This is a genomic window from Rhizobium sp. NLR22b (genome assembly GCF_019685295.1).
Classification (GTDB): Bacteria; Pseudomonadota; Alphaproteobacteria; order Rhizobiales; family Rhizobiaceae; genus Rhizobium.
This window is the reverse complement of sequence record NZ_JABDWM010000004.1, coordinates 18,260-33,367: the sequence shown is the minus strand read 5'-3', so window position 1 is coordinate 33,367 and position 15,108 is coordinate 18,260. Positions and strand designations below refer to the sequence as shown.

The following is a 15,108-nucleotide window of genomic DNA, read 5'->3' as shown; positions in this document are numbered from 1 at the left end:
CGCGGTAAACGCTCCGGCGGCGCGCCGCTGATGACTGACAGGCGGACGTGCCCTCATGCAGCCAATGCCAGATTATACGCTCAGCGTTTGCGAACAGCTTAAATCGCTGACGCTTGCCGGTGCGTTGCAGGTCGATTCCGCCCAGATGGACGTGGCCAAAAGCCTGGATCGGGTGCTTGCCGGGCTGAAGCAGTTGCGGCCGGCGGCCAAAGCGAGCGCGCTCGGCTGGCTGTTTGCCAAGAAGAAGAAAGCCGCCGACGGCATCAAGGGGCTTTACATTCACGGCAGCGTCGGACGCGGCAAGACCATGCTGATGGACATGTTCTTTGCCATGGCGCCGTGCAGGAAGAAGCGCAGGGCGCATTTCCACGAATTCATGGCGGATGTGCACAACCGTATCGCGGCACACCGGCTGAAGCTCAAGAACGGCGAGACGAAGCAGGCCGATCCGATGCCGCCGGTCGCCGCAGCCCTCTACGAGGAAGCGGAACTGCTCTGCTTCGATGAATTCACCGTCACCGACATTGCCGACGCGATGATCCTGTCGCGGTTGTTTTCCGAACTCTTCGCGCGGGGATGCGTGCTGGTCGCGACCTCGAATGTCGAGCCGGACAATCTCTACAAGGATGGGCTCAATCGCGGCCTGTTCCTGCCCTTCGTCGCTCTGCTCAAGCAGCATGTCGATGTCGTCACGCTGGATTCGCCGACCGACTACCGGATGGAGAAGCAGAATAGCCAACCGGTCTATCTCGTGCCGATCAGCGAACATAACGACATGGCGATGGAGGCGTCCTGGACGCAGGCGCTGCATGGGCGCAAGGCGAAGCCGCTCGATATTCCGATGAAGGGCCGCTCCATCCATGTGCCGCTTGCCGCCGACCGCATGGCGCGCTTCTCTTTCGCGGATCTCTGCGACAGGCCGCTCGGGGCCGCCGACTTCCTGGCCATCGCCGAACACTTCGATACGATCTTTCTCGATCACGTTCCCTTGCTCGGGCCGGAGAAGCGGAACCAGATCAAGCGTTTCATCATTCTGGTCGATACGCTCTATGATCATGCCGTGCGGCTTTACATATCCGCGGCGGCGTTGCCGGAGAACCTGCTCGTCCATCGCCGGGGCACCGAAGGCTTTGAATTCGATCGCACGGCGTCGCGACTGTTCGAGATGCGGAGCGCCGAATATCTTGCGCTGCACCATGAAAAGCGGGCCGCGGAGTAACAATCCAGTGACAAAACATCTTACGTTTACGTAAGAATTTTTGTATCTAAACGATTGAAAACGCTGCATCAAAATTAATGGATTGCCATTTTTAGCCTTTAGGTCTATGCGATTGCGTCATTGAGCGGCCTTGCAGCGTCGTTCGACGAATTTGATCGCAAAGGATACAGCGAAATGGCGCGTAATAAGATCGCACTCATTGGTTCTGGCATGATTGGTGGCACGTTGGCGCATCTGGCCGGCCTGAAGGAACTGGGCGATATCGTCCTCTTCGACATTGCCGATGGCATTCCCCAGGGCAAGGGTCTCGACATCGCACAGTCCTCTCCGGTCGAAGGCTTCGACGCCAATCTGACCGGCGCCAGCGATTATTCGGCGATCGAGGGTGCCGACGTCTGCATCGTCACTGCCGGCGTTCCGCGCAAGCCGGGCATGAGCCGCGACGATCTTCTCGGCATCAACCTCAAGGTCATGGAGCAGGTCGGCGCCGGCATCAAGAAATACGCGCCGAACGCCTTCGTCATCTGCATCACCAACCCGCTCGACGCCATGGTCTGGGCGCTGCAGAAGTTTTCGGGTCTTCCCGCCAACAAGGTCGTCGGCATGGCCGGTGTTCTCGACTCCTCGCGCTTCCGTCTCTTCCTCGCCAGAGAATTCAACGTCTCCGTTCAGGATGTGACCGCCTTCGTTCTCGGCGGCCACGGCGATACGATGGTGCCGCTCGCCCGCTACTCCACGGTCGGCGGCATTCCGCTCACCGACCTCGTCACCATGGGCTGGGTCACCAAGGAGCGCCTCGAAGAGATCATCCAGCGCACCCGTGATGGCGGCGCCGAGATCGTCGGCCTGCTGAAGACAGGTTCCGCTTATTATGCGCCGGCTGCCTCGGCAATCGAAATGGCCGAATCCTACCTCAAGGACAAGAAGCGCGTCCTGCCTTGCGCCGCCCATCTGACCGGCCAGTACGGTGTCAAGGACATGTATGTCGGTGTACCCACCGTCATCGGCGCCGGCGGCGTCGAGCGCGTCATCGAGATCGACCTCAACAAGACCGAGAAGGAAGCCTTCGACAAGTCTGTCGGCGCCGTCGCCGGTCTTTGCGAGGCCTGCATCAACATCGCGCCTGCCCTGAAGTAATCGGCGCTGAAGTAATCGAAACAGGGATAGACCCATGAACATTCATGAATATCAGGCCAAGGCTCTGCTGAAGGGCTATGGCGCGCCGGTTGCCGAGGGTGTGGCAATTCTCAAGGTTGAAGAAGCCGAGGCGGCTGCCAAGTCGCTTCCCGGCCCGCTTTACGTGGTCAAGAGCCAGATCCATGCGGGCGGCCGCGGCAAGGGCAAGTTCAAGGAACTGTCGCCGGAAGCCAAGGGCGGCGTACGTCTCGCCAAGTCGATCGAAGACGTCGTTGCCAACGTCAAGGAGATGCTCGGCAACACGCTGGTGACCGCGCAGACCGGCGAAGCCGGCAAGCAGGTCAATCGCCTCTATATCGAGGACGGCGCCGACATCGAGCGCGAACTCTACTGCTCGCTGCTGGTCGACCGCTCGGTCGGCAAGGTCGCCTTCGTCGTCTCCACTGAAGGCGGCATGGACATCGAGGCCGTCGCCCACGATACGCCCGAGAAGATCCAGACGATCGCCATCGATCCGGAAGCCGGCGTGACGGCTGCCGACGTCGCCAAGATCTCCGCCGCTCTCAAGCTCGAAGGTGCTGCCGCAGAAGACGCCAAGTCGCTCTTCCCGCTGCTCTACAAGGCCTTCAACGAGAAGGACATGTCGCTTCTCGAAATCAATCCGCTGATCGTCATGAAGAATGGCCATCTGCGCGTTCTCGACGCCAAGATGTCCTTCGACGGCAATGCGCTCTTCCGTCACGACGACGTCCGGGCGCTGCGCGACGAGACCGAAGAAGATGCCAAGGAAATCGAGGCCTCCAAGTGGGACCTCGCTTACGTCGCGCTCGACGGCAATATCGGCTGCATGGTCAACGGCGCGGGCCTCGCCATGGCGACGATGGACATCATCAAGCTATACGGCAAGGAGCCGGCCAACTTCTGCGACGTCGGCGGCGGCGCCGGCAAGGAGAAGGTCGCTGCGGCGTTCAAGATCATCACCGCAGACCCGAAGGTCGAGGGCATTCTCGTCAACATCTTCGGCGGCATCATGAAGTGCGACGTCATCGCTGAAGGCGTCATTGCCGCGGTCAAGGAAGTCGGTCTCAAGGTTCCGCTCGTCGTGCGCCTTGAAGGCACCAATGTCGAGCTCGGCAAGAAGATCCTGAACGAGTCGGGTCTCGCGATCACGGCGGCTGACGACTTGGACGATGCGGCCAAGAAGATCGTCGCGGCGATCAACGGCTAATTTTGAGGGATCGGAAAGAATGTCTATTCTCGTCAATAAAGACACCAAGGTCCTCGTTCAGGGTCTGACCGGCAAGACCGGCACGTTCCACACCGAACAGGCGCTCGCTTATTACGGCACCCAGATGGTCGGCGGCATCCACCCGAAGAAGGGCGGCGAAACCTGGACCGGCGCGAAGGGCGAAAGCCTGCCGATCTTTGCAACCGTTGCCGAGGGCAAGGAAAAGACCGGCGCCGACGCCACCGTCATCTACGTTCCGCCGGCGGGCGCTGCCGATGCGATCATCGAAGCGATCGACGCCGAGATCCCGTTCATCACCTGCATCACCGAAGGCATTCCGGTCATGGACATGGTGCGCGTGAAGGCTCGCCTCGACCGCTCCAAGTCGCGCCTGCTTGGGCCGAACTGCCCGGGCATCCTGACGCCGGAAGAATGCAAGATCGGCATCATGCCGGGCTCGATCTTCCGCAAGGGTTCGGTCGGCATCGTGTCCCGCTCGGGCACGCTGACCTATGAGGCCGTCTTCCAGACCTCCAATGAAGGCCTCGGCCAGACGACGGCCGTCGGCATCGGCGGCGACCCGGTCAAGGGCACCGAGTTCATCGATGTGCTGGAGATGTTCCTCGCCGACGAAGCCACGACTTCGATCATCATGATCGGCGAAATCGGCGGCTCCGCCGAAGAAGACGCAGCCCAGTTCCTGAAGGATGAGGCCAAGAAGGGCCGCAAGAAACCGATGGCCGGCTTCATCGCAGGCCGTACGGCACCGAAGGGCCGCACCATGGGCCATGCCGGCGCCGTGGTATCCGGCGGCAAGGGCGACGCTGAATCGAAGATCGCGGCGATGGAATCGGCTGGCATCAAGGTGTCTCCGTCTCCGGCCCGCCTCGGCAAGACGCTGGTGGAAGTCCTGAAGGGCTGAAGCCACCTGTAGACCGGGCGGAGGAACGGCATCTGCGCCTTCCGCCCGGCTCGCATGCGAGAGCAGCAGATGCGCCGCGGACAGGCGGCGATCGGAATGCGGCAGCCGGCGATCGATCCGGCAAATTCATCAAGTCAGGAGGCGGACCGAAGCGTCCGCATATCACCATGGCACGGCAAGAAGCCAACGAGCAATTTCAGATCACCTCGTTTCTGGATGGCGCCAACGCGGCCTATATCGAGCAGCTCTATGCGCGCTACGAAGAGGATCCGGCGTCGGTCGACGATCAATGGCGCGCTTTCTTCAAGGCGCTGGAAGACGATCCTGCCGATGTGAAAAAGGCGGCCAAGGGAGCCTCCTGGCGCAGGAAGAACTGGCCTCTGGCAGCCGGCGGCGATCTGGTATCGGCGCTCGACGGCGACTGGGGCATCGTCGAGAAGGTGATCGAGACGAAGGTGAAGGCCAAGGCCGTAGCCGAGGGCAAGCCCGCCGACGGCACCGACGTGTTGCAGGCGACGCGCGATTCCGTCCGCGCCATCATGATGATCCGCGCCTACCGCATGCGCGGCCACCTGCATGCCAAGCTCGACCCGCTCGGAATCGCCGCCGCCGTCGACGATTTTCGCGAGCTGTCGCCGGAAAATTACGGCTTCACATCAGCCGATTACGATCGCAAGATCTTCATCGACAACGTGCTCGGCCTGGAGTACGCCACCATCCGCGAGATGATCGAGATCCTCGAGCGCACCTACTGCTCGACGCTCGGCGTCGAATTCATGCATATCTCCAACCCGGAAGAGAAGGCCTGGATCCAGGAACGCATCGAAGGCCCCGACAAGGGTGTGGCCTTCACGCCTGAGGGCAAGAAGGCGATCCTTTCCAAACTCGTCGAAGCCGAAGGCTACGAACAGTTCCTCGACGTCAAGTTCAAGGGCACCAAGCGCTTCGGCCTCGACGGCGGCGAATCGCTGATCCCGGCGCTGGAACAGATCCTGAAGCGCGGCGGTCATCTCGGCCTCAAGGAAGCCGTGTTCGGCATGGCCCATCGCGGCCGCCTCAACGTGCTCTCCCAGGTCATGGGCAAGCCGCACCGCGCCATCTTCCACGAATTCAAAGGCGGTTCCTACGCACCCGATGAAGTCGAAGGCTCCGGCGACGTCAAGTACCATCTCGGTGCATCCTCGGACCGCGAATTCGACGGCAACAAGGTACACGTGTCGCTGACGGCAAACCCGTCGCATCTCGAAATCGTCGATCCCGTCGTCATGGGCAAGGCTCGCGCCAAGCAGGACATGAGCGCCACGGTGTGGGAAGGCGACATCATTCCGCTTTCCGAACGCTCCAAGGTTCTGCCGCTGCTGATCCACGGCGATGCGGCCTTCGCCGGCCAGGGCGTCATTGCCGAAATCCTCGGTCTTTCCGGTCTGCGCGGCCACCGTGTTGCCGGCACCATGCACGTGATCATCAACAATCAGATCGGTTTCACGACGAACCCGGCCTTTTCGCGCTCGTCGCCCTATCCGTCCGACGTCGCCAAGATGATCGAAGCACCGATCCTGCACGTCAACGGCGACGATCCGGAAGCGGTCGTCTACGCAGCCAAGATCGCGACCGAATTCCGCATGAAGTTCCACAAGCCTGTCGTGCTCGACATGTTCTGCTATCGCCGCTACGGCCACAATGAAGGCGACGAGCCGTCCTTCACGCAGCCGAAGATGTACAAGGTCATTCGCGCCCATAAGACCGTGCTGCAGCTCTATGCGGCGCGCCTTGTCGCCGAGGGCCTGCTCACCGAAGGCGAAGTCGAGAAGATGAAGGCCGACTGGCGCGCGCATCTCGAGCAGGAGTTCGACGCCGGCCAGCACTACAAGCCTAATAAGGCCGACTGGCTGGATGGGGAGTGGTCGGGCCTGCGCACGGCCGACAACGCCGACGAACAGCGCCGCGGCAAGACCGCGGTGCCGATGAAGACGCTGAAGGAGATCGGCCGCAAGCTCTCGGAAATCCCGGCGGGCTTCAATGCGCACCGCACGATCCAGCGTTTCATGGAAAACCGGGCCAACATGATCGCCACCGGCGAAGGCCTCGACTGGGCGATGGCCGAAGCGCTCGCCTTTGGCGCGCTCTGCTTGGAAGGTCACAAGATCCGCCTGTCGGGTCAGGATTGCGAACGCGGCACCTTCTCGCAGCGTCATTCGGTTCTCTACGATCAGGAGACCGAGGAACGCTACATTCCGCTCGCCAATCTTTCGCCGACACAGGCCCGCTACGAAGTCATCAACTCGATGCTTTCGGAAGAGGCCGTGCTCGGTTTCGAATATGGCTACTCGCTCGCCCGCCCGAATGCGCTGACGCTCTGGGAAGCGCAGTTCGGCGATTTCGCCAACGGCGCGCAGGTCGTCTTCGACCAGTTCATCTCGTCGGGCGAACGCAAGTGGCTGCGCATGTCCGGACTCGTCTGCCTGCTGCCGCACGGCTATGAAGGCCAGGGTCCGGAGCACTCCTCGGCTCGCCTGGAGCGTTTCCTGCAGCTCTGCGCGGAAGACAACATGCAGGTCGCCAACGTCACGACGCCGGCGAACTACTTCCATATCCTGCGCCGGCAGCTGAAGCGCGACTTCCGTAAGCCGCTGATCCTGATGACGCCGAAGTCGCTGCTGCGTCACAAGCGGGCCGTTTCGACGCTTGCCGAACTGGCCGGCGAATCCGCCTTCCACCGCCTGCTGTGGGATGATGCCGAGGTTATCAAGGACGGCCCGATCAAGCTGCAGAAGGACAACAAGATCCGCCGTGTCGTCATGTGCTCCGGCAAGGTCTATTACGACCTTCTGGAAGAGCGTGAGAAGCGCGGTATCGACGACATCTATCTGCTGCGCGTCGAGCAGCTCTATCCGTTCCCGGCAAAGGCGCTGATCAACGAGCTGTCGCGCTTCCGCAATGCCGAGATGGTCTGGTGCCAGGAAGAGCCGAAGAACATGGGAGCATGGTCGTTCATCGACCCGTTCCTCGAGTGGGTGCTTGCCCATATCGACGCCAAATATCAGCGCGTCCGCTATACCGGCCGTCCGGCCGCCGCCTCGCCGGCGACGGGCCTGATGTCCAAGCATCTATCGCAGCTTGCCGCATTCCTCGAGGATGCATTGGGCGGCTAAATCAAGGGGGGCGCAATGGCTTACTTCTTTTTGAGACTGCTGCCGCCGCGCCCCACTTTTCCGCATGACGGGACGGGGGAAGAAATGGCGGCGATGAAACGCCATGTCGAATATTGGCATCGGCAGGCCCTTGCGGGATCGGCAATTGTCGTCGGTCCGGTGTTCGAGGGTCAAGGCGCCTTCGGCATGGCAGTCGTCGAAGTGGAGGATCAGCCGGCGGCGCAAGCTCTTGTCGACGGCGATCCGATCATCGCTTCCGGTTTCGGTTTCCGTTTCGATGTCTTGCCGATGCCCTCGATCATTTTGCGGCCGCCCGCCGTCTGAAACGCATAAACGAAAACACACGAAATCAGGATTTGAACAATGGCCACAGAAATCCGCGTTCCAACTCTCGGTGAATCCGTCAGCGAGGCAACCGTCGGCACCTGGTTCAAGAAGGTCGGCGACGCCATCAAGGCCGACGAGCCGATTCTGGAGCTTGAAACCGACAAGGTGACCATCGAAGTTCCCGCGCCCGCCTCCGGTACGCTGTCGGAAATCGTCGCCGCCGCCGGCGAGACCGTCGGTCTCGGTGCACTGCTCGGCCAGATCGCCGAAGGCGCCGGTGCTGCCGCCGCCGCGCAGGCTGCCGCCGCACCGGTCGCCGCTCCCGCTCAGCCGGCCCCTGCTGCTGCTGCCGCACCGGTTGCCACCGCCGCATCCTCGTCGAGCGCTTCCGTCTCCACCATGCCGCCGGCACCGGCAGCTGCGAAGATGCTTGCCGAAAGCAATCTTTCCGCCGATCAGGTCGACGGCAGCGGCAAACGTGGTCAGGTGCTGAAGGGCGACGTCATTGCCGCCGTTGCCAAGGGCATTTCCGCTCCCGCCGCGGCACCGGCTGCAGCGCCTGCGGCTGCACGCGGCCCGTCGACGGTCGAGGATGCCTCGCGCGAAGAGCGCGTGAAGATGACGCGCCTGCGCCAGACGATCGCCAAGCGCCTCAAGGACGCCCAGAACACCGCCGCCATGCTGACCACCTATAACGAGGTGGACATGAAGGCAGTCATGGACCTGCGCAACAAGTACAAGGACATTTTCGAGAAGAAACACGGCGTCAAGCTCGGCTTCATGGGCTTCTTCACCAAGGCGGTGACGCATGCGCTGAAGGAGCTGCCGGCAGTCAATGCCGAAATCGACGGGACCGACGTCATCTACAAGAACTACTGCCATGTCGGCATGGCGGTCGGCACCGACAAGGGCCTCGTGGTTCCTGTTATCCGCGACGCCGACCAGATGTCGATCGCCGAAGTCGAGAAGGAACTCGGCCGTCTTGCCAAGGCAGCCCGTGACGGATCGCTTGCTATGGCCGACATGCAGGGAGGCACCTTCACCATCACCAACGGCGGCGTCTACGGCTCGCTGATGTCTTCACCGATCCTCAACGCGCCGCAGTCCGGCATTCTCGGCATGCACAAGATCCAGGAGCGGCCGGTTGCGATCGGCGGCCAGGTGGTCATCCGTCCGATGATGTATCTGGCGCTGTCCTACGATCATCGCATCGTCGACGGCAAGGAGGCTGTCACCTTCCTCGTCCGCGTCAAGGAGAGCCTCGAAGATCCGGAACGCCTGGTTCTCGATCTCTAAGGAGCGCTTTCGATGCGGAACCGGATATTGCGAGCGGCGCGGCTTCTTCTTTGCGCTGCCGCCGCGCATGCCCCGGTCCCCGCATCGGCCGCCGGCTGGGATGTCAGCAAGGCCAGCAGCAATTTCGGACTCGTGGCGCTTGATGCTGCCGAACTCTCCAGCCGGTCGATCGATGTAGTCCATATGGGCGATGTCGAGCTGACCTCGGGTCGCATCGTCGCCGCTGATCCGCTTGCCCAGCCGGATCGTGCGGCGCTTGCAAGAACGGTGGCGCCGGGCGACTATCCGGTGACGCTCTACCATGCCTTCGGGCGCATCGCGGCGGCCAGCATGCGGTTTGCCGAGGGCAGGCCCGATCACTGGGAACTGGCCGTCGTGCCCGGCCAAGACCCGGCGACACTGAAGGACGACGAGATCTTCGGCTATCCCGTCGATGCCGGCGTCGGCTGTTATATGGACGCCGATACGCTGGCGCTGATCGATGAGCGGGAAACGCAGGTCCAGGCGCAGAAGCCGGACGCCGATATCAATTATTACGATGACGTGCTGGCGTCGGAGCTTGACGCCAACAAGCGCCACTATGCATTGCACCGGCCGGTTGCCGGCAAGAAGGGCAATGTTGCGGTGTTTTGGAGCGGCTGGGGTGATGGTGTCTATCCTGTCTTCTGGGGCCTCGACAAGGACGGTTGCCCGCTGGTGCTGTTGACGGATTTTGGCATAATCCAGAATGCCGACGGGCGGAGAGAGCCGAAGGTGCAATGAGCGGGACGATCAGGATCATGGCAGGGCGGCGAGGTGCGGCTGCAATTGCGGCCGTGGCGGTTTTCGCCGTCCCGGTTGCCGGGTTCGCCGTCGACTGCAAACAGGAGCAGGCCGTCTACGTCGACCGTGACGGCGCCTATGAACTGCGCTTCGCGCCGCTGAACTCGGCGTCGGCGGCCACCAGCAACCAGTTCAAGGTCAGCGCCCTCAAGACGGCCGTGGTGATGGAAGGCTATATCATGCCGTCGGAGGATCCGGTGCGCGCCATCGGCATCCTGATGTTCAACTGTCCGGAAGGCGATGTGACCGGCGCCGATCTCGATGCCTGCACGGTCTGGCAGGGCGCCGTCTATGGCATGGACGCCAAGGGCGAGATCGACAACCTGCTGCCGGAGGGCGCTGCTGCCGCCGAAAAGCTGGTGCTTCCCGGTCTTGGTCCCGCCATTCGCGAATCCAGCGCCTGGGGCGAGGGCAAGGCCTCGGTGGCGCCTTGGGACGTGCTGACATTCAAGGAGTGTGCGACATGAGCGATACACCTGTTGTTCTCGTCACCGGCGGAAGCCGGGGCATCGGCGCGGCGGTCTGCCGGCTTGCTGCGCGCGGGGGTTGGCGCGTCGCGGTGAATTACGCCACGAGCCATGAAGCGGCGGATGCCGTCGTTACCGCGATCATCGAAAGCGGCGGCGAGGCTGTGGCAATTAAGGGCGATGTCGGCAAGGCCGCGGATATCGCCGCGATGTTTTCGGCGGTTGATCGTCAGTTCGGGCGGCTCGACGGGCTGGTCAACAATGCCGGCATCGTCGATTATCCGCAACGAGTCGACGAGATGTCGGTCGAGCGGATCGAGCGCATGCTCCGCGTCAATGTGACCGGCTCGATCCTCTGCGCCGCCGAGGCCGTGCGCCGCATGTCGCGCCGACATGGTGGGCAGGGTGGGGCGATCGTCAACGTCTCCTCGATGGCGGCAGTCCTCGGTTCGGCGACGCAGTATGTCGATTATGCGGCATCGAAAGCGGCGATCGACACCTTCACCATCGGGCTTGCGCGCGAAGTTGCCGGGGAAGGGATTCGCGTCAATGCCGTCAGGCCCGGCATCATCGAAACCGATCTCCATGCATCGGGTGGCTTGCCGGACCGGGCGCGCGAAATGGCGCCATCGGTCCCGATGCAGCGGGCCGGCCTGCCGGAGGAGGTGGCGGATGCAATTCTCTATCTGCTTTCACCTTCAGCGTCCTATGTCACCGGATCGATCCTCAATGTGAGCGGCGGCCGTTAGAAAGACAGGGCGGAATCAATATGAGCTACATCTTCGAATTCCTCGGCCTGATGGCCGTCTTCTCTATTTTCATCGTCGTGCCGGGCGCCGATTTCGCTGTCATCCTGCGCCAAAGCATCATGCATGGGCGCCGCGCCGCCATCATGACCGGGCTCGGCATGGGCTTCTCGCTGCTCTTTCATATCAGCTACACGATCCTTGGCCTCGGCCTGATCGTCTCCAAGTCGCTGATGCTGTTTGCGATGATTAAATGGGCGGGTGTCGGCTATCTCGTCTATCTCGGCATCAAGTCGTTCCGCGAACCGGGATTCAATGTGCAGGAGATCGCCGTCACGGCCGACGAGCGCAAGTCGGCCTCGATGCTGTCATGCCTCGGCATGGGGTTCATCACCAATGCGCTGAACCCGAAGCCGGTGCTGTTCTTCCTGTCCTTGTTTTCGACGCTCGTCCACCACGACACGCCAGCACTGATCCAGTTCTCCTATGGTATCGGCATGGCGACGGCGCTGGTCGCCTGGTTTGCCGGCGTCTCCTATTTCTTCACGGTCAAGACGATCCGAGACCGCTTCATCGCCAGCGGCAAATGGTTCAACCGCATCACCGGAGCGGCACTCGTCGCCTTCGGCTTCCGCCTCGCGCTGTCGCGCGCAGCCGACTAAACGAAAAATCCAAAGGGAAAGAAGCAATGTCCTACGATGTGATCATTATCGGAACCGGTCCGGGCGGCTATGTCTGCGCCGTCAAGGCAGCCCAGCTCGGCCTCAAGGTCGCCGTCGTCGAAAAGCGCGCGACCTATGGCGGCACCTGTCTGAACGTCGGCTGCATTCCGTCGAAGGCGCTGCTGCATGCTTCCGAAATGTTCCATCAGGCCGGCCATGGATTAACCGCGCTTGGCATCGACGTGTCGGCGCCGACGCTCAACCTCGCCAATATGATGGCGCACAAGGATGCGACGGTGAAGTCGAATGTCGACGGCGTCGCCTTCCTGTTCAAAAAGAACAAGATCGACGCTTTCAAGGGTACCGGCAAGATCGTTTCGGCCGGCAAGGTTTCCATCACCGCCGAGGACGGGACCGCGCAGGAAATCGAAGGCAAGAACATCGTCATCGCGACCGGTTCGGATGTCGCCGGCATTCCGGGCGTGCAGGTCGAAATCGATGAAAAGACCATCATCTCGTCGACAGGCGGCATTGCGTTGGAAAAGGTGCCGGAAACGTTGATCGTCGTCGGCGGTGGCGTCATCGGCCTCGAACTCGGCTCGGTCTGGTCGCGTCTCGGCGCCAAGGTCACCGTCGTCGAATATCTCGACACCATTCTCGGCGGCATGGACGGCGAGGTCTCCAAGCAGTTCCAGCGCATGCTCGCCAAGCAGGGCATCGATTTCAACCTCAGCGCCAAGGTCACCGGCGTCGAAAAGGGCGATAAGGGCGCCAAGGTCACGTTCGAGCCGGTCAAGGGCGGCGACACGGTGACGCTCGACGCTGAAGTCGTGCTGATCGCCACCGGCCGCAAGCCCTATACCGCAGGTCTCGGCCTAGAAGAGGCAGGTGTTGTGCTCGACAATCGCGGCCGCGTCGAGATCGACGGCCACTTCAAGACCAATGTCGCCGGCATCTATGCGATCGGCGACGTGGTGAAGGGGCCGATGCTGGCGCACAAGGCCGAAGACGAGGGCGTGGCGCTTGCCGAAATCCTTGCCGGTCAGCATGGCCACGTCAATTATGAGGTCATCCCGAGCGTCGTTTATACCCAGCCGGAGATCGCTTCGGTCGGCAAGACTGAGGAGGAACTGAAGGCGGCAGGCATCGCCTACAAGGTCGGCAAGTTCCCGTTCACCGCAAACGGCCGCGCCCGTGCGATGCTGGCGACCGACGGCTTCGTCAAGATCCTCGCCGACAAGGAGACCGACCGCGTGCTCGGCGGCCATATCGTCGGCTTCGGCGCCGGCGAGATGATCCACGAGATCGCCGTGCTGATGGAATTCGGCGGCTCGTCGGAAGATCTCGGCCGCAGCTGCCATGCACATCCGACGATGTCTGAAGCCGTCAAGGAGGCTGCACTCGCGACCTTCTTCAAGCCGATCCATATGTAATCTTACATCTTCGTAATGAAGCGCGCAGCCGCTTGCCGAGAGGCAAGCGGCTGTTTTAGTTGATCGCAGAGTTCGACCATCCGGGGGAGATCAGCAATGCAGCAGCCGTCCATCCCGAGTTACAGTCTCAGCCAGCGTTTCCTCCACTGGGCGGTGGCGCTGCTGATCTTCTTCAATCTGCTGTTTCCCGACGGGATGAATATATGGCACCGGCTCGTTCGCAGGGGCGAGGTGCCGACGCCCGAGCAGATTGCCTCGGCCAATATCCATGCCTATGTCGGCATCGCCATTCTGCTGCTTGCCGTCCTCAGGCTCTGTCTGCGCTTTATGCAGGGTGCGCCGCCTGAGGCTTCGCAGGAGCCGGCGATCGTTCGTCTCGGGGCAAAACTCGCCCATGCCGGGCTTTATATCCTGCTCTTCGCGATGCCGCTTTCGGGCATCGCCGCTTACTATTTCGGCATCAATCCCGCCGGCTTCGTTCACGCGGATGTCTTGAAGGTCATTCTTTGGGGGCTGATCGCGGCCCACGTCGCAGGCGGGCTCGTCCATCAGTTCTATTATAAAAGCAATGTGCTGCGCCGCATGACGCTCGGCTGACCGACAACGAGTTCAGTTCACGGCGGTAACGGTGAAGCCCTGCTTGCGCAGCAATTCGATGACGCCGCCCTCGCCGGGCAGATGCAGGGCACCGACGGCCATGAAGACGTTTCCGTCGTCGAGAATGGGTGCGGCGCGTTCTGCCATGACCTTGTTTCGATCGAGGATGACCCGCTGTTCGAAGGCGGCATAGTCGCTGCTTTCGCCTTCGGTCTCCGGTGTCACGGTCTTCAGCATCGGCATGGTCAGGCCGATATCGCCGGAGAGGTAGAGATCGGTCATCGTTTCGACCACATCATTCATCTTGGCTCCGAGTTCCAGCGTCTCGATCAGCGACTTCATATGGAATTCGACCGGCAGATCAGCCATGGCCTGGATCTGCTCGGCAAGGGTTTCCAGCCCCTTGACCTCCTTGCCCTCGGCAACGGCGTCGGTGGCGATTTTCTGGTCGAGAAACTGCACGCCCCTGGCCTTGCGGGCGAGTTCGCAGGCCGGAAGGGCAACGGCGCTGGAGATCATCCATGGCCGCATGCGGGAGACGGCGCTGAGCGGGATGCCGCGCTGCTTGAGGCCGGCCTCCAGGCGCTTGTAGTCCTCGGCAGAGAGCAGCTTGTCGATCGTCGTGCCGTCGGTGAACATCGTCAGTTCCGGCCGCGCGAGCAGGGCGGCGGTTGCCTTTCGTTCATCGAGGATCTCGTCGGATTCGATGATGATCGTGTTGGCTGCGTCGTGGGCCGCCTGGGCGCGCGGCGGCAGGGCGAGCACACGGGGATCGGTCACATGCATGCTGCCGAGCAGCCATGAAGGGGCAAGTCCGGGCTTTTCGATCTTCCAGAAGATGCCCTTGCCGTTCGGCGTTGCTTCGGCTTCCTTGACCGCCTCGGCGTATCGGGCGGGGTCGCTCTGCTGCAAGTCGACCATCAGATTGCGGCCGGTGCAGGCAGTGTCTTCGGCCGCCGCCGGCCTTGCGGCGAGGAGGGCGACAAACAGAGCCGCAACAAGCAGCATGTGGAAGGCCGCAATCAGCCAGAGCAGCAGATTGCCGGGTGCTAAGAGGAAAAAAGCCCGGCGGCTGATTGAAGTCGTCATCATGGTATTCC

Annotated in this window: 14 protein-coding genes; 13 read left to right on the top strand and 1 reads right to left on the bottom strand. The window is 62.0% G+C overall.

Annotated elements, in window-relative coordinates; translation table 11 throughout:
* Positions 1 to 55: 55 nt before the first annotated feature.
* The 13 genes from zapE to HJC00_RS08130 all read left to right on the top strand — a co-directional run bounded on the left by zapE (position 56) and on the right by HJC00_RS08130 (position 14,008).
* Entirely contained in the window at positions 56 to 1,219 is a 1,164-nt protein-coding gene (gene zapE / locus HJC00_RS08190) for a cell division protein ZapE (RefSeq protein WP_221163841.1), read from the top strand.
* Between the two features lie 174 nt (positions 1,220 to 1,393).
* Positions 1,394 to 2,356 (top strand): malate dehydrogenase, encoded by a 963-nt coding sequence (gene mdh / locus HJC00_RS08185; protein WP_210632957.1) that lies wholly within the window; start codon positions 1,394 to 1,396, stop codon positions 2,354 to 2,356.
* Positions 2,357 to 2,390: 34 nt separating this feature from the next.
* A complete protein-coding gene (gene sucC / locus HJC00_RS08180; RefSeq protein WP_097598164.1) occupies positions 2,391 to 3,584 on the top strand; it encodes an ADP-forming succinate--CoA ligase subunit beta in 1,194 nt (397 codons plus the stop codon).
* 19 nt (positions 3,585 to 3,603) lie between these two features.
* Entirely contained in the window at positions 3,604 to 4,506 is a 903-nt protein-coding gene (sucD, locus tag HJC00_RS08175) for a succinate--CoA ligase subunit alpha (protein ID WP_008528022.1), read from the top strand.
* Between the two features lie 167 nt (positions 4,507 to 4,673).
* Complete coding sequence (locus tag HJC00_RS08170) at positions 4,674 to 7,658, top strand: 2-oxoglutarate dehydrogenase E1 component (RefSeq protein ID WP_210632956.1); 2,985 nt, start codon at positions 4,674 to 4,676, stop codon at positions 7,656 to 7,658.
* A 15-nt stretch (positions 7,659 to 7,673) separates the two neighbouring features.
* A complete protein-coding gene (locus HJC00_RS08165; RefSeq protein ID WP_210632955.1) occupies positions 7,674 to 7,982 on the top strand; it encodes a YciI family protein in 309 nt (102 codons plus the stop codon).
* A gap of 39 nt (positions 7,983 to 8,021) precedes the next feature.
* Complete coding sequence (odhB, locus tag HJC00_RS08160; RefSeq protein ID WP_210632954.1) at positions 8,022 to 9,281, top strand: 2-oxoglutarate dehydrogenase complex dihydrolipoyllysine-residue succinyltransferase; 1,260 nt, start codon at positions 8,022 to 8,024, stop codon at positions 9,279 to 9,281.
* A gap of 12 nt (positions 9,282 to 9,293) precedes the next feature.
* Positions 9,294 to 10,043, top strand: coding sequence for a DUF4241 domain-containing protein (locus HJC00_RS08155; protein WP_221122940.1), 750 nt, complete (start codon positions 9,294 to 9,296; stop codon positions 10,041 to 10,043).
* Positions 10,040 to 10,570 carry a hypothetical protein gene (locus tag HJC00_RS08150; protein ID WP_221163840.1) on the top strand — a complete coding sequence of 177 codons (531 nt, stop codon included), beginning with the start codon at positions 10,040 to 10,042 and terminating at the stop codon, positions 10,568 to 10,570. The genes HJC00_RS08155 and HJC00_RS08150 overlap by 4 nt, the downstream gene beginning before the upstream one ends.
* Positions 10,567 to 11,319: an SDR family oxidoreductase gene (locus HJC00_RS08145; RefSeq protein ID WP_210632951.1), complete on the top strand. Its 753-nt coding sequence runs from the start codon at positions 10,567 to 10,569 to the stop codon at positions 11,317 to 11,319. The genes HJC00_RS08150 and HJC00_RS08145 overlap by 4 nt, the downstream gene beginning before the upstream one ends.
* A gap of 20 nt (positions 11,320 to 11,339) precedes the next feature.
* A complete protein-coding gene (locus tag HJC00_RS08140; protein ID WP_210632950.1) occupies positions 11,340 to 11,978 on the top strand; it encodes a LysE family translocator in 639 nt (212 codons plus the stop codon).
* A 26-nt stretch (positions 11,979 to 12,004) separates the two neighbouring features.
* Complete coding sequence (gene lpdA / locus HJC00_RS08135; RefSeq protein WP_210632949.1) at positions 12,005 to 13,411, top strand: dihydrolipoyl dehydrogenase; 1,407 nt, start codon at positions 12,005 to 12,007, stop codon at positions 13,409 to 13,411.
* A 96-nt stretch (positions 13,412 to 13,507) separates the two neighbouring features.
* Entirely contained in the window at positions 13,508 to 14,008 is a 501-nt protein-coding gene (locus HJC00_RS08130; RefSeq protein ID WP_221122943.1) for a cytochrome b, read from the top strand.
* Positions 14,009 to 14,020: 12 nt separating this feature from the next.
* On the opposite strand, the gene HJC00_RS08125 is transcribed toward HJC00_RS08130, so the two are convergent.
* The gene (locus HJC00_RS08125) at positions 14,021 to 15,097 is read right to left on the bottom strand and encodes a TraB/GumN family protein (protein ID WP_210633044.1); all 1,077 of its coding nucleotides are present in this window, start codon (positions 15,095 to 15,097) and stop codon (positions 14,021 to 14,023) included.
* Between the last annotated feature and the right edge of the window lie 11 nt (positions 15,098 to 15,108).